21 protein-coding genes are annotated in these 21,769 nt (G+C 44.8%); 10 read left to right on the top strand and 11 right to left on the bottom strand.

The window, feature by feature from the left end; genetic code table 11:
- Nucleotides 1-51: 51 nt before the first annotated feature.
- Together trpA and trpB are read right to left on the bottom strand one after the other, a co-directional pair.
- A complete protein-coding gene (trpA, locus tag ACXAC1_RS00530) occupies nucleotides 52-840 on the bottom strand; it encodes a tryptophan synthase subunit alpha (RefSeq protein ID WP_475057571.1) in 789 nt (262 codons plus the stop codon).
- 2 nt (nucleotides 841-842) lie between these two features.
- On the bottom strand, nucleotides 843-2,093 hold the full coding sequence (gene trpB, locus ACXAC1_RS00525) for a tryptophan synthase subunit beta (RefSeq protein WP_475057569.1): 1,251 nt from the start codon (nucleotides 2,091-2,093) through the stop codon (nucleotides 843-845).
- Nucleotides 2,094-2,813: 720 nt separating this feature from the next.
- Between trpB and ACXAC1_RS00520 the strand changes: the two genes are divergently transcribed.
- Both ACXAC1_RS00520 and ACXAC1_RS00515 read left to right on the top strand, forming a co-directional pair.
- Nucleotides 2,814-3,956, top strand: coding sequence for an IS4 family transposase (locus ACXAC1_RS00520; protein ID WP_475057567.1), 1,143 nt, complete (start codon nucleotides 2,814-2,816; stop codon nucleotides 3,954-3,956).
- Nucleotides 3,957-4,060: 104 nt separating this feature from the next.
- The gene (locus ACXAC1_RS00515) at nucleotides 4,061-4,303 is read left to right on the top strand and encodes a DUF2442 domain-containing protein (RefSeq protein WP_475057566.1); all 243 of its coding nucleotides are present in this window, start codon (nucleotides 4,061-4,063) and stop codon (nucleotides 4,301-4,303) included.
- 37 nt (nucleotides 4,304-4,340) lie between these two features.
- Here ACXAC1_RS00515 and ACXAC1_RS00510 read toward each other — a convergent pair whose 3' ends face one another.
- The gene (locus ACXAC1_RS00510; protein WP_475057564.1) at nucleotides 4,341-4,562 is read right to left on the bottom strand and encodes a TA system antitoxin ParD family protein; all 222 of its coding nucleotides are present in this window, start codon (nucleotides 4,560-4,562) and stop codon (nucleotides 4,341-4,343) included.
- Between the two features lie 256 nt (nucleotides 4,563-4,818).
- Between ACXAC1_RS00510 and ACXAC1_RS00505 the strand changes: the two genes are divergently transcribed.
- The 5 genes from ACXAC1_RS00505 (at nucleotide 4,819) to ACXAC1_RS00485 (ending at nucleotide 8,979) form a co-directional block, all read left to right on the top strand.
- Complete coding sequence (locus ACXAC1_RS00505) at nucleotides 4,819-5,115, top strand: type II toxin-antitoxin system RelE/ParE family toxin (RefSeq protein ID WP_475057561.1); 297 nt, start codon at nucleotides 4,819-4,821, stop codon at nucleotides 5,113-5,115.
- A complete protein-coding gene (locus tag ACXAC1_RS00500; RefSeq protein WP_475057558.1) occupies nucleotides 5,115-5,408 on the top strand; it encodes a HigA family addiction module antitoxin in 294 nt (97 codons plus the stop codon). The genes ACXAC1_RS00505 and ACXAC1_RS00500 overlap by 1 nt, the downstream gene beginning before the upstream one ends.
- A 5-nt stretch (nucleotides 5,409-5,413) precedes the next feature.
- Nucleotides 5,414-5,656, top strand: coding sequence for a DUF2442 domain-containing protein (locus ACXAC1_RS00495; protein ID WP_475057555.1), 243 nt, complete (start codon nucleotides 5,414-5,416; stop codon nucleotides 5,654-5,656).
- A gap of 267 nt (nucleotides 5,657-5,923) precedes the next feature.
- Entirely contained in the window at nucleotides 5,924-6,577 is a 654-nt protein-coding gene (locus ACXAC1_RS00490; protein ID WP_475057552.1) for a peroxiredoxin, read from the top strand.
- A gap of 425 nt (nucleotides 6,578-7,002) precedes the next feature.
- Nucleotides 7,003-8,979, top strand: coding sequence for a methyl-accepting chemotaxis protein (locus ACXAC1_RS00485; protein ID WP_475057550.1), 1,977 nt, complete (start codon nucleotides 7,003-7,005; stop codon nucleotides 8,977-8,979).
- 172 nt (nucleotides 8,980-9,151) lie between these two features.
- On the opposite strand, the gene ACXAC1_RS00480 is transcribed toward ACXAC1_RS00485, so the two are convergent.
- Nucleotides 9,152-10,492, bottom strand: a complete 1,341-nt coding sequence (locus ACXAC1_RS00480) for a GH1 family beta-glucosidase (RefSeq protein ID WP_475057547.1) — start codon at nucleotides 10,490-10,492, stop codon at nucleotides 9,152-9,154.
- 318 nt (nucleotides 10,493-10,810) lie between these two features.
- Here ACXAC1_RS00480 and ACXAC1_RS00475 point away from each other — a divergent pair, with 318 nt between their 5' ends.
- Complete coding sequence (locus tag ACXAC1_RS00475; RefSeq protein WP_475057545.1) at nucleotides 10,811-11,848, top strand: GGDEF domain-containing protein; 1,038 nt, start codon at nucleotides 10,811-10,813, stop codon at nucleotides 11,846-11,848.
- 38 nt (nucleotides 11,849-11,886) lie between these two features.
- Here ACXAC1_RS00475 and ACXAC1_RS00470 read toward each other — a convergent pair whose 3' ends face one another.
- The 3 genes from ACXAC1_RS00470 to ACXAC1_RS00460 form a co-directional block, all read right to left on the bottom strand.
- A complete protein-coding gene (locus tag ACXAC1_RS00470; RefSeq protein ID WP_475057542.1) occupies nucleotides 11,887-12,930 on the bottom strand; it encodes a linear amide C-N hydrolase in 1,044 nt (347 codons plus the stop codon).
- Between the two features lie 77 nt (nucleotides 12,931-13,007).
- Nucleotides 13,008-13,862 carry a PA4780 family RIO1-like protein kinase gene (locus ACXAC1_RS00465; RefSeq protein WP_475057539.1) on the bottom strand — a complete coding sequence of 285 codons (855 nt, stop codon included), beginning with the start codon at nucleotides 13,860-13,862 and terminating at the stop codon, nucleotides 13,008-13,010.
- Between the two features lie 186 nt (nucleotides 13,863-14,048).
- Nucleotides 14,049-15,365, bottom strand: coding sequence for a YjiH family protein (locus ACXAC1_RS00460; RefSeq protein ID WP_475057537.1), 1,317 nt, complete (start codon nucleotides 15,363-15,365; stop codon nucleotides 14,049-14,051).
- Between the two features lie 282 nt (nucleotides 15,366-15,647).
- On the opposite strand from ACXAC1_RS00460, the gene ACXAC1_RS00455 reads away from it, so the two are divergent.
- On the top strand, nucleotides 15,648-16,229 hold the full coding sequence (locus ACXAC1_RS00455) for a 3'-5' exonuclease (protein ID WP_475057534.1): 582 nt from the start codon (nucleotides 15,648-15,650) through the stop codon (nucleotides 16,227-16,229).
- A gap of 32 nt (nucleotides 16,230-16,261) precedes the next feature.
- On the opposite strand, the gene ACXAC1_RS00450 is transcribed toward ACXAC1_RS00455, so the two are convergent.
- Nucleotides 16,262-18,025 (bottom strand): hypothetical protein, encoded by a 1,764-nt coding sequence (locus tag ACXAC1_RS00450; protein WP_475057531.1) that lies wholly within the window; start codon nucleotides 18,023-18,025, stop codon nucleotides 16,262-16,264.
- A 171-nt stretch (nucleotides 18,026-18,196) separates the two neighbouring features.
- Here ACXAC1_RS00450 and ACXAC1_RS00445 point away from each other — a divergent pair, with 171 nt between their 5' ends.
- Complete coding sequence (locus tag ACXAC1_RS00445) at nucleotides 18,197-19,033, top strand: helix-turn-helix domain-containing protein (RefSeq protein WP_475057529.1); 837 nt, start codon at nucleotides 18,197-18,199, stop codon at nucleotides 19,031-19,033.
- A 51-nt stretch (nucleotides 19,034-19,084) separates the two neighbouring features.
- Here ACXAC1_RS00445 and ACXAC1_RS00440 read toward each other — a convergent pair whose 3' ends face one another.
- From ACXAC1_RS00440 to ACXAC1_RS00430, 3 genes are all read right to left on the bottom strand, one after another.
- Nucleotides 19,085-19,633 (bottom strand): YbhB/YbcL family Raf kinase inhibitor-like protein, encoded by a 549-nt coding sequence (locus ACXAC1_RS00440; RefSeq protein ID WP_475057526.1) that lies wholly within the window; start codon nucleotides 19,631-19,633, stop codon nucleotides 19,085-19,087.
- A gap of 252 nt (nucleotides 19,634-19,885) precedes the next feature.
- Nucleotides 19,886-20,854: a GlxA family transcriptional regulator gene (locus ACXAC1_RS00435; protein WP_475057523.1), complete on the bottom strand. Its 969-nt coding sequence runs from the start codon at nucleotides 20,852-20,854 to the stop codon at nucleotides 19,886-19,888.
- A 73-nt stretch (nucleotides 20,855-20,927) separates the two neighbouring features.
- Nucleotides 20,928-21,710, bottom strand: coding sequence for an MBL fold metallo-hydrolase (locus ACXAC1_RS00430; protein ID WP_475057521.1), 783 nt, complete (start codon nucleotides 21,708-21,710; stop codon nucleotides 20,928-20,930).
- Between the last annotated feature and the right edge of the window lie 59 nt (nucleotides 21,711-21,769).

The following is a 21,769-nucleotide window of genomic DNA, read 5'->3' as shown; positions in this document are numbered from 1 at the left end:
GATAATATGTTTACTATAAATGCCGTCGAAATAGACAATCAATAAAAGCTTTTAGCTATTAAACAGGCTATTAAACAGCTTTAAGCCTTCTTCTTTACCGCCTTTGTTGTACGCATCTAACAGGGCAGAACCGATAATCGCTACATCGGCTTTACCTTTTAACGCGTCTACATGGGCTTTTTCACGGATACCAAAGCCAACACCAATTGGTGCGTTTGAGTGCTCATTGATTTCCGCTAGGTACTCATCCAATGACTGCTGCGGGCCGCCGTTATGGTTTGAATTACCCGTTACACCTGAGCGTGCCACACAGTACAAGAAACCGCGTGCTTCACTAGCCAAGAACGCCAAACGATCTTTCGGTGTGACTGGTGTAACCAACCACACAGGATCAATGCCATTAGCATCGCAGTAAGCACGCAGATCTGCCGCTTGCTCGTAAGGCAGGTCCGGCAGGATCAAACCAAGAATGTTTTCCTCGGCACAACGCTTCACCAGCTTTTCCAAACCGTAACGATACATAGGGTTTAAGTAGCTCATTAAAGCAATACGTGCTTGGGGGAAATCACGACCTAACTGACCGATGTCTTTCAAGCACTGCTCAACGGATAACTGCTGATTGTGTAGAGCACCGTGACAAGCTGCCACAATCGTCGGGCCATCGGCTACTGGATCTGAAAACGGGAACTGTACTTCGATAAAGTCCGCGCCCGCTTCTAATAGCGTCGCCATCCAATCCAAACTTTCTTTCACCGTAGGGTAGCCGTAAACCACGTGCGTCATGGACAAAATCGGCTTTTGCTGACGCTTTTCAGCGATGTATTGTGCTAACTGACTCATGCTTAGGCTTCCCCTTCGTCGTCTATGTTGTAGTCTGCTAAGTAATCTTCCAAGAACTCTGGGAAGGTTGCATCGTTCATCGCTTTCGCCACGTTAAAGATGTCTTTATCGCCACGGCCTGACAAGTTGATCACGATACGTGACTCTTTTGGTAAGTTGGCTGCATCTTTAAATGCACCCGCCAGGGCGTGAGACGATTCCAGTGCTGGGATAATGCCTTCTTTTTTCAGCAACAATGCACACGCTGCAACCACTTCGTCGTCCATGGCGTAGGTCATCTGAATGCGACCTTCTTGCGCCAAGTGAGCAATGATGGGGGACACGCCCACGTAATCTAGGCCCGCTGCGATCGAATGTGTTTCTTGTAGCTGACCATTTTCATCTTGTAAGAACATAGTCGCAAAGCCTTGTGCGATGCCTTTTTGACCCAAACCGTTTGATAGACGGATCGAGTGTTGGCCTAGCTCCAAGCCTTCACCGCCGGCTTCAACGCCGACCATTTCTACGTTTTTCTCTTCTAGGAATGGCAAGAACAAACCACAGGCATTGGAACCGCCACCCACACACGCGTACAAGCGATCAGGGTATTGGCCAAACTGCGCCATACTTTGTTCTTTCACTTCTTCACCGATCACCGACTGGAAGAACGCCACCATCTCTGGGAACGGCGCACAACCACACGTCGTACCGATCAGGTAGTGGCTGTCTTCATGGCTCGAAGACCAGTCACGTAATGCTTCGTCTAAGGCGTCACGCAGAGTTTGCGCACCTTCAGCTACAGGCACAACCGTCGCGCCCAACTGCTTCATCCAGAACACATTCGGGTACTGACGCTTCACATCTTTTGCGCCCATGTAAATAGTACATTCAAGGCCCAAACGCGCCGCGATCAACGCCGTCGCCACACCGTGCTGACCTGCACCGGTTTCCGCGATCACACGCTTTTTACCCATACGCTTCACCAACAGCGCTTGGCCGATTACGTTGTTCATCTTATGCGCGCCAGACTGGTTCAAATCTTCACGTTTTAGATAAATCTGCGCACCGCCAAAGTGGTCAGTTAGGTTCTTACAAAATGTCAACGGCGTAGGGCGGCCAGAATAGTTCTGCCAAGTATCCTTCAACTCCGCAATAAACGCTGGATCGTTCTTCGCCTCTTCAAAAGCGTGAAGAATTTGCTGCTGGCTAGAGTAGAGAATCTCAGGGATGTAACTCCCGCCAAACTCACCGTAGTAACCATTATTGCTTTGCATGAAAGACTCCTATCGGATGAAACAATGCCCCTTGGCATCAAAATTAATAACTAAACGATGAGGTAAAATTAATAGAGAAAAAGCCAACCGTCAACCCTTTTTATTTACCATATCGTTTAGTTAATAAATTCCTGCAAAATTCCCCCCTAAACTTGTGCTCTCCACCCCAGTACGAGCGGGTTGCACCCGCGACCAAACCAACAACCTCCACGACAAACCGAAGCACCAAAGTCGTACGACCCGACCCTGTCGGGGATGAATCTCACTATCTAACGAAGCCCCAAGCTGTAGGACCTCGGTCCCCGAGGGATCAACCTGCAAACTCGACAACTTCGCTAAACCACTAACCAAACTATCTTTTGTGTGAGCGGGTTGTCCCCGCGACAAAACCAACAACCTCCACGACAAACCGCAGCCCCAACACTGTACGACCCGACTCTATCGGGGATAAATTTCGCAATCTAAGCGATAAATCGAAGTCTCAACGTTGTAGGACCTCGGTCCCCGAGGGAACAGCCTGCAAACTCGACAACCTTGCTAGAATTTTTCATCTGACCCTGAGGTATCCCCACAAAATTTCAATATAGATCAGAATGTTAGAGCAAGAAGGGAACGTTCATAGCTCTTGGCGATCAATAATTTCGCCAAAAACAACTCACCACCAGAGCCATGAACGCGACTACTATATTGAACAAAATCCTCCCGATTGTCAGCCCCAACATGCATAAAACTCGACGCAAAGCGCTATCTGCTTGCGTACTCAGCTTAGCGCAAGGAAGCCTTTGTACCGTGACCAGTATTGGTCGAGGGATCCAATCAAGTGCTTATGAAAAGCACCGTATTAAACGTTCAGACCGCCTGCTCTCCAATCCGAACCTGCGACGTGAATCTATTTCGCTGTATGCCCACATAAGTCGGCTTTTTGTGGTTCGATCTCGTCCAATTATCAGCGTGGATTGGTCAGATTTAGATGCCCGTGGTCAGCATTTCTTGATTCGCGCCAGTACCGCTTTTGAAGGTCGATCCATTACACTTTATGAAGAAGTTCATGACAAACTCACAAAAGAAAAACCTAAAACGCACCGGCAATTTTTGAGAATGTTAAAAGCTCTGCTTCCAAGTAAAGCGAAGCCCATCATTGTAACGGACGCTGGTTTTAAGACACCTTGGTTAGAGGAGGTCGTGAAGCAAGGCTGGGATTATGTCGGTCGAGTCAGAAAGCCACGTAAGTACTATGATAACTCGCTTCAAGCTTGGCGTTGTATATCCACTTTATTCTCAAACGCCAATCAAAAACCTCAGCATCTTGAGCTTAAACATCGCCAGTCAAGTCCGGTCACCAACCAGTTTGTTCTCTACAAAAGCTCTCCCAAAGGACGTCATTCTATAAATCAGAAAGGAAACAGACGAGCTTCCTTGTCTTCACTCACCGCAGCAAGAGGGGCAAAAGAACCTTGGTTATTAGTGTCTTCTCTTCCAGTGAACCGTCTTTTTGCAAATCGATGCGTCAAGGCTTATGAAACAAGAATGCAAATTGAAGAAGGGTTTCGAGATATGAAAAGTAGCCGATTTGGCATGGGTTTTGAGCTAAGTTACACGTTTAAAATAGAGCGTCTGATCAACCTGATACTACTCACGACTCTTACTGCGATCTTGCTGGTTTTAGTAGGAAAAGTCATAGATTTGACGGGTCATGCGAAGTGTTTCCAGGTCAATACGATACGCAAACGAAGAGTCTTGTCTCACTTCTATCTTGGAAAACGAGCCGTAATTACCCGCTTCCAGATATCAAAAAATGACTGGCGAGACGGCATCAAACAACTCACTCAGCAACTGACGAAAAGGAAGCAAAATTATGCTTAAATTTGTGGGGATACCTCAGGGTCAGATGAAAATTAAGATCATCTGCCTTAAAGCCAATCACCAAACAATCAGACTCAGATGAAAACCACCCACCGGAACAAACCATGCTGCATGTAATAAACGCAAAATATCTATCTGACTACCGTATCTGGGTGTCTTTCGACGATGGCTCTGACGGTGTGGTGAATCTATCAAACCTTCTAAAAGGTCCTATCTTTGAGCCCCTTCAAGAACTTGATCAGTTTAAGGCCTTTACTGTCGATCCTGAGTTGGAGACTGTGGTTTGGTCGAACGGTGCAGATTTAGCTCCAGAGTTTTTAAAAGCGCATTTAGAGCCTAATCATTAGGCTCTAAATCATCGAATGCATAAGAGTTAGGGCACCTTTAGCCAAAGCTATATACTTCTAGCTCTCCTGCGTCTTTCTCTGCTTGGGCAATGATTGCTTGTTTTACAAACTCGTAAGGTAAATCAGGGTTGCTTTCCATCATTGCGCCGATTCTGGACCAGTGTTCTATTTGCTTCGATGCTGTGCGGTTTAAGGTTTTTGCTTTAACAGCTGCCTTGTTAACCAATCCCTGATCGAGTCGAATACTCGTAGTTGCCATTGTGAATTCCCCTTAGTGTTGTATAAAGAGTGTAGCGGGATCTGCATAGGTGGTGATGCGTTTATTGGCGGTTTAATAACAACTGGCTTAGTGATCTGAGGGAATTTCGAAAAACCAATAAAAACCCCCGCGTAATCTCCGAGGAGACAAGAGGCAGGGGCCGTATTGGTTTCAATGCTAGTCGTAACTCAGTTAATCTTCAAGCCTTACGTTTGTATTGGCCTAAGCATTTGGTTAAGTTGAATCGTGTTGCGCAATGCGCTACACTTCTTCCATGATTAAGTCATTTAAACACAAGGGTCTGAAGCTGTTTTTCGAAAAAGGAAAAACTTCAGGCATACAGACTAAGCACGCGCAAAAGCTTCGCATGCAGTTAGCTGCTATCCACACCGCACAAGATATTGATGACATTAATTTACCTGGCTTTTCTCTTCATCAGCTCAAGGGAGAAAGATCTAACATTTGGTCGATATCGGTGAACGGCAATTGGAGAGTAACCTTCGAGTTCACGGATGGTAATGCTTACATCTTAAATTACGAGGATTATCACTAATGAATATGCATAACCCACCACATCCCGGTGAATTTATTGAGTCCATTTACATGGAGCCTCACGGTATAAGTTGCAGGACACTTGCTACCCATCTGGGCGTTGCCGCTTCAACACTAAATCGTGTTGTTAAAGGCAAAAGTGCCGTCACACCAGAAATGGCATTAAGGCTATCAAAGGTATTAGGGCGCAGCCCTGAAAGTTGGCTTAGTATGCAAGACAACTATGAACTATGGCAGGCAAAGCAAAAGATCAACTTGGATAACGTGCAGCCATTAGATCTGCATGCTGCCTAACAATCATGCTGCATGTACTAGCCGCAAAATATGTATCTGACTACCGTATTTGGGTGTCCTTCGACGACGGCTCTGACGGTGTCGTGAATCTATCAAACCTTCTAAAAGGGCCTATCTTTGAGCCTCTTCAAGAACTCGATCAGTTTAAGGCCTTCACTGTCGATCCTGAGTTAGAAACGGTGGTGTGGTCAAACGGTGCGGATTTAGCCCCAGAGTTTTTAAAAGCCCATTTAGAGTCTAACCATTAGGCTCTAATCTTTGAGTTGAGAAGAAATAGTACTCAACACTCCCCACCTTCGCCAGTCTTACTTGCTCCTTTGCACAGACCTCTTGAATCCTAACCATCTTTCGTTTGCATTCATCAAACTAACTTACTGATCCATTACCACCACGAGTCTTCATAGTGAAATACTATTGAGGTAATATGTAAATTTTAGTTTAAATTGTTATAAGCTTATTCTATATTTGAATATATCGAAGCAACGCAAAACCAATCTACCAAAGAGGTATTCAATATGGCACTACGTATCAATGACACTGTACCGAACCTAGAGCTAGAAACTGATTTAGGTACTTTCAAGCTTCATGACTGGATCGGTGATAGTTGGGCGATTCTCTTTAGTCACCCTAAAGACTTTACACCGGTTTGCACAACAGAATTCGGCGCTGTAGCGACGTTAGCAGCAGAGTGGGAAAAACGCGGTACGAAAGTGATGGGGTTATCTGTTGATGGTGTTGAAGAACACAAGCAGTGGAAGGCAGACATTGAGACCTTCTCTGGTGCTACGCCTACTTTCCCAATCATAGCGGACGAATCATTGGCGGTATCTAAAGCATTAGACATGTTACCAGCTGACGCTTATTTGCCGGATGGACGTACCGCAGCGGACTCAGCGAGTGTCCGTGTAGTGTTTATTATTAGCCCAGATAAAAAGCTTCAACTTTCCATGTCTTACCCAATGTCAGTTGGTCGTAACTTTGCTGAAGTGCTACGGGCTTTGGACGCGTTGCAAGCGAGCTACGGAGAACCTATCGCTATGCCAGCAAATTGGCAGGTGGGTGATGAGGTGATTGTGGCATTATCTTTAGATGATGAGCAGGCTAAAGCCAAATACGGCGAAGTTGACATCAAGCTACCTTACCTACGTACAACTAAGCTCGATAAGTAGCTTAGTTACGATACTGAAAAACCGATTTCCTATTAGAAGTCGGTTTTTTTGTTTTTAAACAATCAAGATCAGTTGAAAAAAGTAGCTCAGAGACATACCAGCCCTTACTGTATTCCAGCCAGTTAGAGTTGAGCACTAATCACACTACATTTGCTTGAAACGAGACGGTCCCAAGCTCTTTTATGCGCTTCAAGTTAACCATCAGATGACTTAATTCTTTTTCGAACTTATTTTCAAATGAACAGTTTGTGTCTGGCGCAAATATTGCAGAGTTACTATAAATTGCGCTGTTGATGATAGCGCATAAAAAGTTGACACAAGATTTCTTTTAATTGGCCCCATAATTAAACCGCCATTACTAGTAAAGTGGTGTGAGTGTATCTATATGATGTTGCGAAACGTCAAGAATTATCATGGAGTAAAGTATGTCTTTATCGGTTATCCAGAGGCTTCTAGTTGGTTTTGGCGCGCTGCTTGTTTTACTTGTTGTGATTGCTGGCACGAGCTTATTTGGCATAGGAAAAGTGCAAACGCATTTAGGGACGGTAACAGGTAAGGTTGCGGATATTACTGCCGAAAGTGCTCTACTCAACGAACAACTTTCTTTTTCCAACATTGCTCTTTTAAGTTCTCTTGTTAGTCAATCTGACGCGGCCATAGAGAGCACGACGATGCAATATGAGTCAGCCAAGTCCAGTTTTCAAAATAGCCTTTCCAGATTGGACTCGGCCTTAAGCGACTATGCTAGCTTAAATGCATCGCTATCAGATATTCGCTCCAAATCAACTGACCTTTTCTCCATCGCCGAATCCGCAATTTCAAACCACAAAGAGTCGCTCAAGTTGAAGCGAGACATCGCGGAGATGAAGCTTGAGTGGATGGATAATATTAAGTTTGCTATTGAAGACCTTGAAGCATTAAAAGAAGAAGCAAAAACAGGTGAGCAAGAGTTTGCAATCACGTTTGCTGGTACTCAAATGGTAAGTCTTAGTGATACCTTTTCAGATTACTTCAATTTAACTGATCTTGAAGAACTGGATTTCCTGAAGGGCATAATGGAAAAAGGATTTGAGCGAGTCGATGGTGTTATTCCAACTATCCAAGACGAATATGTGGAAGAGCTCTTGAAGGATATTATTGCAAATTATAATCAAGTAGATGGTGTCTTTGCTGCTCACTACAACATAAGTCGACTAGAACGCGAATCGGAATTGGCTGCCTCGCAGCTTATGAACATGATGCAGGAAATGAGGGGCTTAGGCGAAGCACTTCAAATTGGCGTGAGTGGCATTAGAAACTCTGCCAAAAACAATGCATATCAGGCCTCTGATATCGCAATGAACGTAACTTACATTGCCATCGTTGTTTCTATCTTAGCTGCAGCATTCGTCATTGTTTGGGTAAGCCGGAGTATAAAACGTCCGCTGGCGGAAGTGATGAGAGTATTGGGTGTTGTAGCAAAAGGTGATTTCACCCAACAGAGCAATGTAAAAACAAAAGATGAATTCGGTGAACTGTCAAATTGGGTGAACGGTCTGGTCTCCAATCTTAGAAACGTTATTGTTCAGGTTCGTGAGGCGTCAGAAAAAGTTGAAGTGGCAGCGCACCAGACGAACGATATTGCTAAAACATCACAACAGCTGATGTACGTTCAAAATGAAAAAACAACGAGCGTCGCATCCGCTATGACGGAAATGGCTGCCACCGTTAATGAAGTATCGAAGAGCGCAGAGAATAGCCTTAGCAAGATTCAAAGAGTGGATCGCTCAGCGGAAGAAAGCCGCAACAAAATGGCGCACAATATTGAAGAGGTAGAACGTTTGGCGTCACAATTGGAGCATGCCTCGACGCTTGTAAATCGAGTAAGTCAGCACTCTCAGGATATCGGCAAGATTCTTGAAGTTATTCAAGGCATTGCCGAACAAACTAATCTATTGGCGTTAAATGCAGCGATTGAAGCGGCTCGTGCAGGTGAGCAAGGGCGTGGTTTTGCTGTAGTAGCTGATGAAGTACGCACCTTGGCAACAAGGACACATGAATCAACGGAAGAGATTCAAACCGTAATACAACAACTGCAACAAGGCGTTAAGGAAACGGTTGTGAATATGGAGGAATGCCGAACCAATGCGCGCATCAGCATGGATGAAGCTCGCAGCGTAGGGGAAACATTGGAGGAGTTACGCACAATGATGGGGGAAATTCGAGACATCAGTCTGCTTATTTCCACGGCATCAGAAGAGCAATCCTTAGTCGCTCAAGATATCAATATGAGCATACATGAAATTTCTGATAGCAGTGCCACAGCAACCGAAGAATCTCAAAAAGGCCAGCAAAGTAGTCAAGCGATGACGAAGCTTGCCACTGAGCAAATGGCGCTAGTCGGTCAGTTCAAAACAGAATAATAAAATAGCGTTTTGAGCTGACCAAACCTTTTCTAGACACTTTATTGATACACAATTCAGTGTTCTTTATAGGAATAATGAATCCATTATCTACTGAGGAATTTAAGTTTTAGTTGTAACGTAAGTGGCTAAAAAGGTTGCTTTGTTGTTGAAACTTAAATCGAGTCGGGGCTTAGCTGCGCCTTTCCAGTAAGGCTTTATAAGCTTTGCCACTGAGCTTAATGGTACGCTTTTGGGTTTCGTAGTCGACGTAACAAAGCCCGAAACGCTTGCTGTATCCTTCGGCCCATTCGAAGTTGTCCATTAAACTCCAAGCAAAGTAACCACGAATATCCACACCGGCTTCGATCGCGTCGTTCACGGCGTTAATATGGCCGTTTAGGTAGCGAACGCGCTGCTCATCATTCACTTCTCCATCAATCATCACATCTGCGCAGGCGGCACCATTTTCAGTAATAAACATAGGTGGTAGTGAATATTGCTCATTCAGGTTGATCAGCAATTCGCTGAAGGCGTGGGGTGCGATTTCCCAGCCGATGTCGGTGTATTCAACCTGTTGTTTGCTCTTAACATCTTTGAATAAAGTGTTTTCATCGAATTCATTATGATTGCAGGTGTAGAAGTTCATACCCAGGAAGTCGATAGGGCGAGAGATGATGTCCATGTCTCCAGGGAGTACTGTGGGTAGATGGTCTGGTAGTACTTTTTCCAGCAGCTTCGGATACTGTGCTTTCAGCAATGGCTCGATAAAGAATTGATTATCTAAGGTTTCACGAACCAAGGCTGCGAAATAATCTTCGCTTTTGGCTGAAGCTGGGTAGGTACGATTCATATTGAGTACGATGCCAACTTGGCTATTGGGGCTGTTACGACGAATCACAGGCAATGCCAAACCGTGGGCTAATAGGATGTGATGCGCTGCTTGTCGGCCATATTTGGGAGAGGTTAGCCCTGGAGCATGGATGCCATATTCGTAACCCAAAATGGCGGCACAGAAAGGTTCGTTGAAGGTCGCCCAAGAGTCTACCCACTCACCGAGCTCTTTGGTCGCCAGTTCAGCGTACTCGACAAAACGGTAAGCCGTTTCTCGGTTGACCCAGCCGCCACGATCTTCAAGGTATTGGGGTAAATCCCAGTGATAAAGTGTCACAAAGGTTTGTAAACCTTGTGCTTTTAGAGATTTGAGGAGGTTACGATAAAACTCGATGCCTTTTTCATTGGCTTGTCCTTTCTCATCCATCAGCCTTGGCCATGCAATCGAAAGCCGATACGCATCGACGCCCAAGCTTTTGATCAGTTGTACGTCCTCTTGCCAAAGGTTGTAATGGTTACAGGCTTTAGAGCCATCGTCACCATTCAACACTTTGCCAGGTGTTGCACAAAATGTGTCCCAGATACAAGGTAAGCGACCATCAACGTTGTTGGCACCTTCGATCTGAAAGGAGGCCGTTGCGACACCAAAGGTAAACTCTTTCGTCAGCATTTTAGAATTTGTCGGTAAGCTTATAGTCATAAGTTCCTCTAGTGTCTAGCTTGTATTGGGATGTGTTCCTCAAAGGTAATGGAGATAAGTAAATTTGGTCAACATGAAGGGCGGCAGATCGAGGATTTAAGAAGATTTTAAGTAGAGGGTAGGTGTTTCAGATGAATGTTAAGTGTCATGTATTCTCATGACTTACTGTCATCAAGCACTGCTAATTTCAAGCCGGCTGTTTTGATCTGCGCCTAAAGTATCAAAGCGATTTTTTATGTATTATCGTTTGAATAATTCTTGCAAGGAAGTACAGGGATGAGGAAAGGATTGGCCACGCTGATAATGAAAGGTGCAAGGGTGATTGAATCTCTATTAGTGAAATATTTAGGCGTGTCTAAATCAGATGAACAATATCGCCACCTCAGTTTGGTACTGATCTCCATCTTTGCCTGTACGGGTGCTGCGGCATTTTTTGCCTTTTATAATTTAGTCATTGATTACTACCCACCCCTTTTACTCGTGGACGCTGTTGGTACGTTAATGGGGCTTGTCTCTTTATCCGCTTTGCTGTTCTTTCGACGTGTTCTTCTGGCGTCCTTCATATTGTTATTAATGGTCTCCGGTGTCTGTTTGATGGTGATTTTAGATCGTCACAATCTCGACTATTCGTTGGCTTGGGCATTTGTTACCCCTGTTTTGAGTGTCTTTCTATTAGGGTTTCTATATGGCGCGTTGTACAGCGGTGCGTATTTAGCTTTTATTGCTTGGTTTGCTGAGAGTAACCTAGGTGTATGGCAGCCAGCCCCATGGGACATTGATTCTTTTTCAAATACCGTTGTGATCTATTTGCTGCTGTTTATCTTGTCGTGCTACTACGAATTCAGCCGTCGGGCGTCCTATAAACTGCTGCAAGAGTCCAATGAAAAGCTGAATAAACAAGCAATGACTGACCCTCTGACAGCTCTATATAACCGTCGTTACATGGAAGATTTATTTCTCAACTCTGATCAAGACTTGTTCATTGCTATGGCGGATGTGGAGGATTTTAAGCATGTGAATGACGAATTTGGTCATGATGTATTGGTGGGGGTCGCTAATCATATACGCAACGCGTTTGATGCGAATGGTGTGGCTGGTCGTTGGGGAGGCGAAGAGTTTATTCTCGTCATGTACGGTGAGAGTGAGGGTGGTTTTACTGCTAAACTTGAACGTTTGTTAGAAAGCATCTCACATCATTCATTTGGCGTCGGGCGCTCAGTTACGATTAGCTTGGGTGGAGTGCGGCATAACTCTAAAGCGCATCGTACTGCGTTACGCTCGGTGGACGAAGCTTTGTATTCTGCCAAAATGTCCGGCAAAAACTGCTATAAGCTAGTATCTTCATTAGCGGAGTAAACGCGAGCTTTTAAGATAAGGCTCGCGATTATACCTATTTAGTTTTCGAATAAAGCTTGGCAGGGCTCCATTGCAGAGTTTGCAATACCGTGATTTAGGGATGTTGCGCCGTCGCCAGCGACTTTGATGCGCTTACATTCTTTGATATTGCTTACATCAAATTCAAGACCACCAATGCGATCAGTAAACAAAAAGTGATAACGCAGATGTGTGCTATCCGAAAGATTAACCCAAAGAGTATATGGGCTTTCTTTATGTTCATTACGGTTTGCTTGGAATAGCAGTGGAACAGCGCAAGTATTAATCATAGATCGTACTTGCATTAAACGATCTGTTTTACCTTTCTCGCTTCGATGCATATAACGATAGAAACAAGCGCGTTGGAAACGTTGAACAGAGGTACCACCACCGGGCGCAGTATAAACAGGGTCATTATTCTTTACCTCAGACAATCCCCATTGATAAAACCAATATTGAGACATGATTAACTGTGCTTCATAGCTTGGCTGATTGGTGACAACTGTATAGTCTTTATTTGAATAGAAAACCATCTTACCGTCATTTACTTCAATGATGGCTGAATTCCCAGCGCTATCAGATAGAGTTACGTGCAAATGCGCACCAGACTCCTCGTCTCCGGGTACTGCGTCCTTGATTAAAATGATTTTGTTCGTTTGAAAATATTCAATGGCGCTTGCTACTGTATCAAAGTTATCGAGGATAAATTGCCCCCAACGTAAAACACTTAGAGCTAGGAAAGCGGATTCATGTGGGATTGGGCCGTAATCACAGTTGGAGTTATAGAGAACATTTACCACTAATCCTGCTTCATTGATGCCGTCATCTGTTCCAAATGTAGAGTCATCTCCCACCTGTGTTGCCACTGAAGCGTATTTTGCATCCCAAGATAGAATGTTTTCTTGAGCTATGCCCAATGCCGCTGCATGTTCTGCGCTAATACCAACTCTTTTTAGTTGTGCTGGTTGAGCGTATACGTATGCTGGTAGTAAAAACTTCCAATCCATACAGCGACCAACAGTTACGTGGGAGACTTCGATATTATTTAAAATTCTCGTACACATAAAAACACTCCTTTGATAGATGGTAGTTAAATGGAACCCTAGAGCATTATGCTTTACTTAAGTTTGAATGATCAAAGTCAATTTTCATCCGCACTCTGCATCCGCAATAATCTCTCTTGTTCTTCTTTTAAAGCCTCTTGTATTTCGATCATCACCGAATCTACGTCGGCCGCTTCGGCTGGTTCATCAAAGTGACCGGTTAACTCTGTTTCAGGAGTAAGCTTGCCCGATTCATAGATCTCCCAAATCTCTTTGGCGTACTGTGTGGTAAGTAACTCGGGTGCGTATTGACCATAATAATCACGCATATTATTGATATCACGCTCTAGCATCCATTCGGCATGGTTATTAGCCACTGCGTCGACCGCTTGTGGGAGGTCTATGATCACGGGGCCATCCTGGTCGACTAGGACGTTAAATTCGGATAAGTCCCCGTGGACGAGGCCAGCGCAGAGCATGCGCACCACATCGCGGATGATTTGTGTGTGATGGGCGAGGGCTTCTTCTTGCGTGAGTTTCACATCATTTAAACGCGGTGCCACATCACCGTCTGCGTCAGTGATCAGCTCCATTAACAGTACGCCGTCAATACAACCGTAGGGCTTGGGCACACGTACATTGGCTTGGGCCATTTTGTAGAGCGCATCCACTTCGGCGTTGTGCCATAGAGACTCTTGCTCTTCACGACCGTATTTTGAACCTTTGGCCATGGCGCGGGCTTGGCGACTGTTACGCACTTTACGGCCTTCACGGTATTGTACCGCTTGTTTAAAGCTGCGTTTGCCTGCGTCTTTATACACCTTGGCACAGCGAATCTCTGACCCACAGCGGACCATAAACACGGTCGCTTCTTTACCGCTCATCAGTTGGCTGATGACTTCATCGATTAAGCCGTCTTCAATAAGAGGCTGTAGTCTCTTGGGCGTTTTCATAACAATCCTTTGCTTTGAGAAATTCGTAACAGGGAAGTGGAAACGTGAATAGCAAACTCCTTGGAATGGTAATACATAAGCTGAATGCAGAGTATCGGATGCTTAGGATGGATATACAAGAGGGGTGCATTGGCGGCGGATAAAAAATGCATTCATCTGCCGCCAAATGTTACTTCAAGGTTAAAGCTAGTGGGGGTAGCCAGCTAAGAAGTAAGCAACAGGTGTGGCTAGGATCATGGTCAGTACGGTTCGGATGTACCAAACCACCAGTATTTGTTTAATCGAGATCGGGATTTGAGTCGACAAAATACAAGGGATAGAAGCAGAGAAGAATAGGATCGACGAGATAGAGATCACGCCCACCACGTATTTCACTACAAACACACTTTTTGCTGCGATCAAGGCTGGTAAGAACATTTCAGCCAAGCCCGTTGCTGAGGCTTTCGCCACGAGAGCAGGGTCAGGTAATTGAAGTAACCAAGCAAATGGGTAAAACAGCAGCCCCAACCAGTCGAACACTGGAGTGTATTTCGCTAGCAATAATCCGATCAGGCCAATAGACATAATCGACGGTAAGATGCTCATGGCCATGATCAAGCCGTCTTTCGCATTTTTAAGGATCAGTTTAGATAACGGCTCCGCTTGTTGAGCCACTGCTAGGCCTTCTGACATGGCTTGTTTCCAACGAGAGTGTGGGAAGTCCGTAGCCTCAGGTTGCGCTTTGGTGTCATCCATTGAGCGAATGGGTGGCAAACGCACGCTAATAGCGGTTACAACGAACGTGATAACTAAAGTGCTCCAAAAGAAGGTATTCCACACTTCCATTAAGCCTAGGGTTTTTGCAACAACGATCATAAAGGTGGCTGAGACTGTCGAGAAGCCCGTAGCGATAATAGCTGCTTCTTTGGCTGAGTATTGGCCTTCTTTGTAAACCTTATTAGTGATCAATAGACCAACTGAATAGCTACCAACAAAAGAGGCGACCGCATCAATGGCCGACTTACCTGGCGTTTTAAACAGCGGCTTCATCACCGGTTGGAGTAAGACGCCGACCCATTCAAGTAGTCCAAAGCCAAGCAGAAAAGCTAGGAAGATAGCGCCAATCGGCACGATCAGACCTACTGGAACGACGAGTTTTTCAAATAGGAATGGCAGCATGTCTTTTTCGAATAAGAATCCAGGCCCAACGCTGAAAAATGCCAGTATTGCGGCAAAGATCCCTAATACCTTCAGGATAGATAGCACCACATTGGCGGTGCCTTGCTTCCATGAGCCATTTACAAAAGGGTAAATGCCACCAGCAATGACTACCGCTAAGGCGTAAATTCGTATGGTCGACGTATGATCAGAGCGCAGCCAAGAGATGATGTGATCAAGAGGAATGGTGCTCTTTTCGTTGATTGTGATGGGCACAAAGAAAAACACAATGCCGATCAGACTGAAAAGAATCAGTTTGAAAACAGATGAGCCCATTGAGGCTGTTTGAACCTGGTTAGTATCCATTAGATAGCTCCCTTTTGATGAGATGGATAAACATGGGATAGCAATTGCCATGCCATCATGTATATACAATTCTCGGGTGTTTGTTTTTATTTTATGGCGCTTTAGAGTGCGACAAATGTCAAATTAGCACATAAATTGTGCGAATTGTATTTATTTGTATATACAAATAGAGTAGCTCCATTTCTTCTTATATTTCTCTATTGAATACGATCCTCGCTCGACAAGCTTATATAATTCGGGTAAATAAACAGGCCTTCCTAGAGACAAGAAAAGGGCAGCGCGATGCAACGGCCAACAAAAGAACAGATTAATCAATTGCCCACTTATAAGGGATTGGCACTGGCCGATATTTTGGTCGTTGAGAACGAAGGTGACGCCGCTCAAGCATTGGCTGTATTGCAACAACAAGTCAGTGTTGGATACGACACGGAAAGCAAACCGATTTTCCGGAAAGGTGAAGTGAGTCCTGGACCAACGTTGATTCAACTGGCGACGGCGACACAAGGCTTTTTATTCCCAACACGTTTTCCATTAGCACTCGAGGCTGCGGCGGAAATCCTAGCGAATCCTCAGATTCAAAAAGTGGGATTTGGCCTAAAGGACGATAATCGCGAGTTACGTGGCAAGCTTGGCATTAGCATCGTCAATACAGAAGACCTCGCTAAAACCTTGAAAAGATTGGCCAGTGAAAAGAATGATATTGGCGCTAGGGCTGGTGTAGCGATGGTGTTGCACGCGCGTCTGGGTAAGGGTGCACAAAAATCTAATTGGGGGGCTTATCCTCTATCTGAAAGCCAAATCCTGTACGCTGCCAACGATGCCCATTCTGCAATTTGCATTCATCACAAGATTAAAGGGCTTTAATCACTAAAGCCCTTTGAGTATTGATGTGTTATTTACTGGTTCCGAAAATCACGCTCTGTCTCAAACGCCATTTGCTGTATGAGGCTTGAGAAGAAGGCTAGCTGCGTATTTTCTGTGGCCTTTTCATGAAGAGTATTGGCCGTTAGCTCTTCGCTGACTCGTGCTAAGGTTTCATCACGAATACCGGAATGCATATCTGTCAGACTCTCGGCAAATTGGTCGAGAGAGGCTGTTTCAGCGGCTGTGCTGTCACCACGCATGCTTTCAAAGGCGACCAATGTGCTAACGAGGTTAGTGACGTCTTGTTTGTACACATCAAAGCTTTTGGCGCTGTAAAGATTTTCGCTTTCATGGCCTTTTACAGAGTGACCATTCACCATGTTCGCTCGTTCTGGAAATGCGTTTAATAAAACTCGGGATTCCCGTACAGCCGTGTTTAAGTCTTTAAACACGGCGGCACCTTCTAGGGCTACCACGGTTTGCCCCTCTTCGATATCAGGTCGTTCAATAAGCGTTACGTCATGATAGCGAGCGCCATTCACCAGTGAGAGCACATTTTGATTACTGCGAAGAGTGCTTACCACTTCGATCGCTTCATCTAGGTTCTTTTTGTTAAAGCTCTCATCTACTTTGCTTTGCAACATATCATCAAGGCCAGTGGTGGTGATCTCGATATAAGCGCGCTTTTCTGGGTTCGATAGATTACTTAATTCACTGCCCATGGTTTCTTTTTGCTCTTGCGAAAAGTCGTATCGCTCCAGTGTTGTGATCATGCTGGAAACAGAATCTAGCGCAAAGTCTCGCCCTTGGCTTTCTTCATTGTCTTTTAATAACGCTTCATCACCGAGCCAAGAGTAACCAAACTGTTTGTCCACATCCGAAGTGATGAAGGAAATCTTGACCGAATCTGCCATCTCTCCTAGAGCGCTGAGTAGTGAGGCAGGAACATTACTGCCTTCTGTACCAATGAGTGTTGATAAGCGCTCACCAAGTTCAGTATCTAAACCATAAATATTGAGCAGTCCTTTTTGGGCTTCAACGCTCATGTTATCAAGCTGTTGAGTGAGTGCAGCAGGATCTTCGGTCGTGACAACGGCAGAAATATAGTTGTGTAAATTGTTGGCCGAGGTATCGCTTCGATAAGGATCAAACTTAAAGTTGGTCAGCGTTTGGCCAAAGACATTTTGCTCAAAGCTCACTGCAGCATCCACATCGACTTGGTTGGCATAGTCCGCAGAGCGATTGAGTATGGCGGTGCGGTCAGTCGTATTGCTGTCTTTTAATACGTTAACAAACTCGGCTACTTTATCCTTATAGGAGCGATCGGCTTCGTTATGACTCGTGTAGTTTAAAGAGGCAGGCAACATCATCGCTTTAATTGTTACTGCAAAATCTGCTAGCTCCTCATCACTCATGGAAGTTGCCATATCGAGGAATTCTGGGTCGGTTAATACTCCGACTCGCAGAAAATCACGCATGCTGTCTTGGTAAAAAAAGTGGTCTGAATTGGCCTCATGAACAGGCCCATCTAAGCGTTCTGCTAGCGCTTTAGCGAGCTCTTTAAGTTCGGGTTGATCTTCATACAAGTTGTACGGATCGCCTTTGGGGCGAGTTAAAGAAAAAGTTGAATCAGCGAGAATGTCTGAGTCACTCTGCTTCACGATGGACGTACTTAACTCAGTCAGAGCGGCCTGCAGTTCACTGGAAGAGGATTGAGTAACCGTCGTGTCGATTGAACGAGAACTGGATAACGAGAGTGTTGTTGAGTTCAAACCAGTGATGGAAATATGCGCCATACCTTAAATCCTTTTATAAGCCACTTTTCTGAGCTAATGGAGTGTTAGCGGCGGATATGGTTAAAACTTGAGCAAAGGTGTTTTGGTTTGTTACCCCAAGTTGTGTGTTTAAAAATAAAGAGGGCGTATAATCGGTTTTCGAAAGGAATCAGGCTTTCAACGGAAACGATAATGGCTAATCAGACAGCAAACATAAAAGACCTCTCTCAACGTAAAACACTTCAGTCAGATGCGTTTTCAGTGTATGCCCCTGTCTACCAGCAAAATCTACTGAATGTTCCGATTCTTAAACCGGTGTTGATTATTATCTGCAGTGGTGAAAAGCAACTTGAGTCTAAGGGGAGAGCTGAAATCTGTTATCACGATCAATTTGTGTTTATTGCTGGCTCCAACTCGATTGGTATGAGAAACATCCCCAAAGATTATTCATATCATGCGGTGTTAATTGAGTTTGAGGACGATGAGCTGCCACTAAAAGATAACGGGGAGACTAGTGATCCCGTAGATTTTTTCATTGGCGACATGAATGCTCTGTTGAGGAAATCCATTGCCCAGTTTCTTGAAATCAGTGCGGTTTATCCCGAAGAGTTACTCAAGTTAAGACGTAAAGAGATTATTAGCCTTCTTATTTCGATTGGCTATGAAGGGGTTTTTGCAATCAGAAGGGCGCATAAACTAACGGATAAGATCACCGAGATCATGAAGCAATCGGATGCAAACAGTATCAATATTCCCTATATAAGTCGTCTGGTTGGCTTATCTGAATCAACCCTCCATCGAAAACTAAAAGAAGAAAACACGTCTATTAAGGAAATAAAAGATCGATTTCGTATGGGAACGGCTCTACATTTGATACAAACTACGGACTTGCCAATAGGTGTCATTGCGGATCGTTGTGGTTATCAGACCCATTCTAAGTTTTCCATGCGTTTTAAAAAGCACTTTGGTATCACACCAGCTGAGCTGAAAAAAACCCGACAAGCAATCGTTTTGCCCCAGACTGAATAGACACGCAGTTCATTGCGTCATGCGTGTCTATTAGGCTTCAACTTTATAAAGCTATTTTGCTTCGTAAATAGCTTCAATCGATGCTGTATCAATTGTGTGCCCGTTCACCATGTAACCAACAATTGCTGAGGTCGGATTCTCAGGCAGATCGAGTACTTTCGATAAAGCATGAACTGTAAATTGGTAGCGGTGTGGGCCATGACCTTTCGGCGGACAGGCGCCACCGAACCCAATTTCACCGTAATCGTTTGAGTACTGCGTAGCGCCAAGAACATGTTGGTTATCGGATGTTCCAACTCCTCTAGGCAAGGTGTTTACATCACTTGGAATATTGACGATTTGCCAATGCCACCAACCGCTGCCTGTTGGAGCGTCAGGGTCATAGGCGAATACTGCAAAGGCTTTCGTTCCCTCTGGCGCATTATTCCATGAAAGTTGTGGTGATAGGTTGCCACCTGTACAACCAAACCCTTGGTATACGTGATCAGAGGACAGCGTTTTGCCTTGAGAAATGTCGGTACTGGTGAGCGTGAAGTCACCCGCCATGGCAGAGAAGGATGTTGCAATAAGAACGGAAGGCACGATTGATCGAAGTTTCATAATTTATTCCCTTAATGAGTCGTTTAGAGAGATATTATTTTATTAGTTTCACTGACTCTCAGCTGTCACCAATCATTTCAATTTTTAGCCTTTTTCTGTCATAGGTGATGATTTTTCAGCAGACCTACGCCCAATTTTGATAGAGTACGACTGATTTAGGGCTTAATTAATATTCGTATAGGTTTACTTTATTCATCACTTAGTTGTCTTAAATATGTGAAGGTTAATGCCTTTGAACAATAAATGTGGCCTTTAAGCTTGAAATGCCTTGCGCCAAGCACTGGGGGATACAAAAAACTTCTGTTTGAATTGTTCACGAAAAGAGCTCGTAGATAGAAAGCCCGTCTCAGCAGATATACGTTCAACTGACCAATCCGTTTTCTCCAGTAACGTTTGAGCATGATGGAGCCTTTCATTCATCAGCCATTTACCTAAAGACATCCCTGTCGCTTTTTGAAACTTACGCGTAAAAGTTCTACGTGTCATGGCAACTTGATTGGCTAGCTCATCTAATGTGTAAGCTCTCGATAGATCTTGTCGTAAGAAATCCATGAGCTGATTGATTCGTAAGTCGTTAGACGGTGCCATCGGTCGTTCGATAAATTGCGCTTGTCCGCCCTCACGATGGGGTTGTAGCACCATACGCCTTGCCACGGTATTGGCGATGTCTGCGCCGTAGAACTTACGAAAAATATGTAAGCAGCAGTCCATACCCGCGGCCACGCCGGCCGAAGTAATTAAACGATCGTTATCCACGTATAAGGCGTTACAATCCATCTCTACCTTAGGAAAACGCTGCATAAAGTCTTGCTCCAATCCCCAATGGGTTGAGGCTCGCTTACCATCTAGCAACCCCGCATAAGCCAAAACATAGGCTCCCAGACACAAACCAACGAGGGTAGAGCCTTGCCCATAGGCATGTCGTAAGGCGTCGAGCAAGGCATCATTAGGACGTTCTTCAAAGCTGCGCCAATAGGGAACAATCACGATATCGAATTGACTTAGCTGATCGAGGGATCCCGTGCTATGCATCTGCATACCTTCCTGGGAAAGCAATGGCCCCTCATCAGCAGGAATTATGGTGATGCGGAACAGGCTTTTTTTAAGCATTTCCGAGCCAAACACTAAGCAAGGAACCGAGATATGAAACGGACTAAATTGCTGACATACAAGCACCGCGACTGACGGTAAATCCTCCGATAGCGCCATATTGTCTTCCATATTCGATTCCTTTAGTCTGTCTGGTTGGTATTGCTTCAATGTTAGAGCACACAGAAGCTAAATCGCTCGTTAATCATTCATATCCGATGGTTTCGCCATCTGCCGGTATCGCCACAAAATCTTCAATTTGATTGAGCTGAACGTATTCATGAAGCTCTGCTCGGGTGAGCAATAGGTGATTCATGGCTTCTAAGTGGCTGGCGACGATCTTAGCATGGGGTAGCACCAGATGAGTTTTCAAAATGTCTTCTTTGCCCATGATAATCGGACCGAATTCTAAAACATGAGCCCAGCCAGCGTTGAGAATAACGACATCAGGCTGCGCTGCTTTCATAGTCTTTTCAATAGCTGGCGTCCAAATGGAGTCGCCCACTAAATACAAGGTTTGTTCTGCTGGGTGCGAGAAGATCACCCCCGTCACTTCGCCCATGCGCGCAGCCATCGCAGGGTTTTCAAACAAGATATCATAACCGTGCTGACACTCGGTGGTGGTCAGCGTAATCCCGCGAAATTCTGCACCGTTCTCGATAATTTGAATATTGTTAAAGCCCTGTTTAGACAGCGTTTGGCGATCCTGTTCATTTTGTACCAAGAGCAACTTATCCTTTGGCACCACTTCTTGGGCTTTTGCATCCCAATGATCTGGATGCAAATGGGTCAACAAAATCACATCCACATCCAGTATCTCAGCGATCGCCATAGGCAGTGGCGCCGTTGGATTGCGGACCTCCGAATTGACCGTGCCCGGCAAACCAGGATAAGCCCCTTGCTCAGCCAACATCGGATCAATCAAAAAGCGCACACCGCCATAAGTAACCTGTAAAGTCGCATTACGTATTTGGGTAATCTTCATCATAACTCCTGCTTAAAATGGTTAAGTCAGGGGATATAGTAGAAGCCATGGTCATAACGAAA

The sequence above is a fragment of the Marinomonas sp. AWM4_232 genome (genome assembly GCF_056158325.1).
Note: the sequence above shows the minus strand (reverse complement) of the source record. Positions and strands in the feature narration are given on the sequence as shown.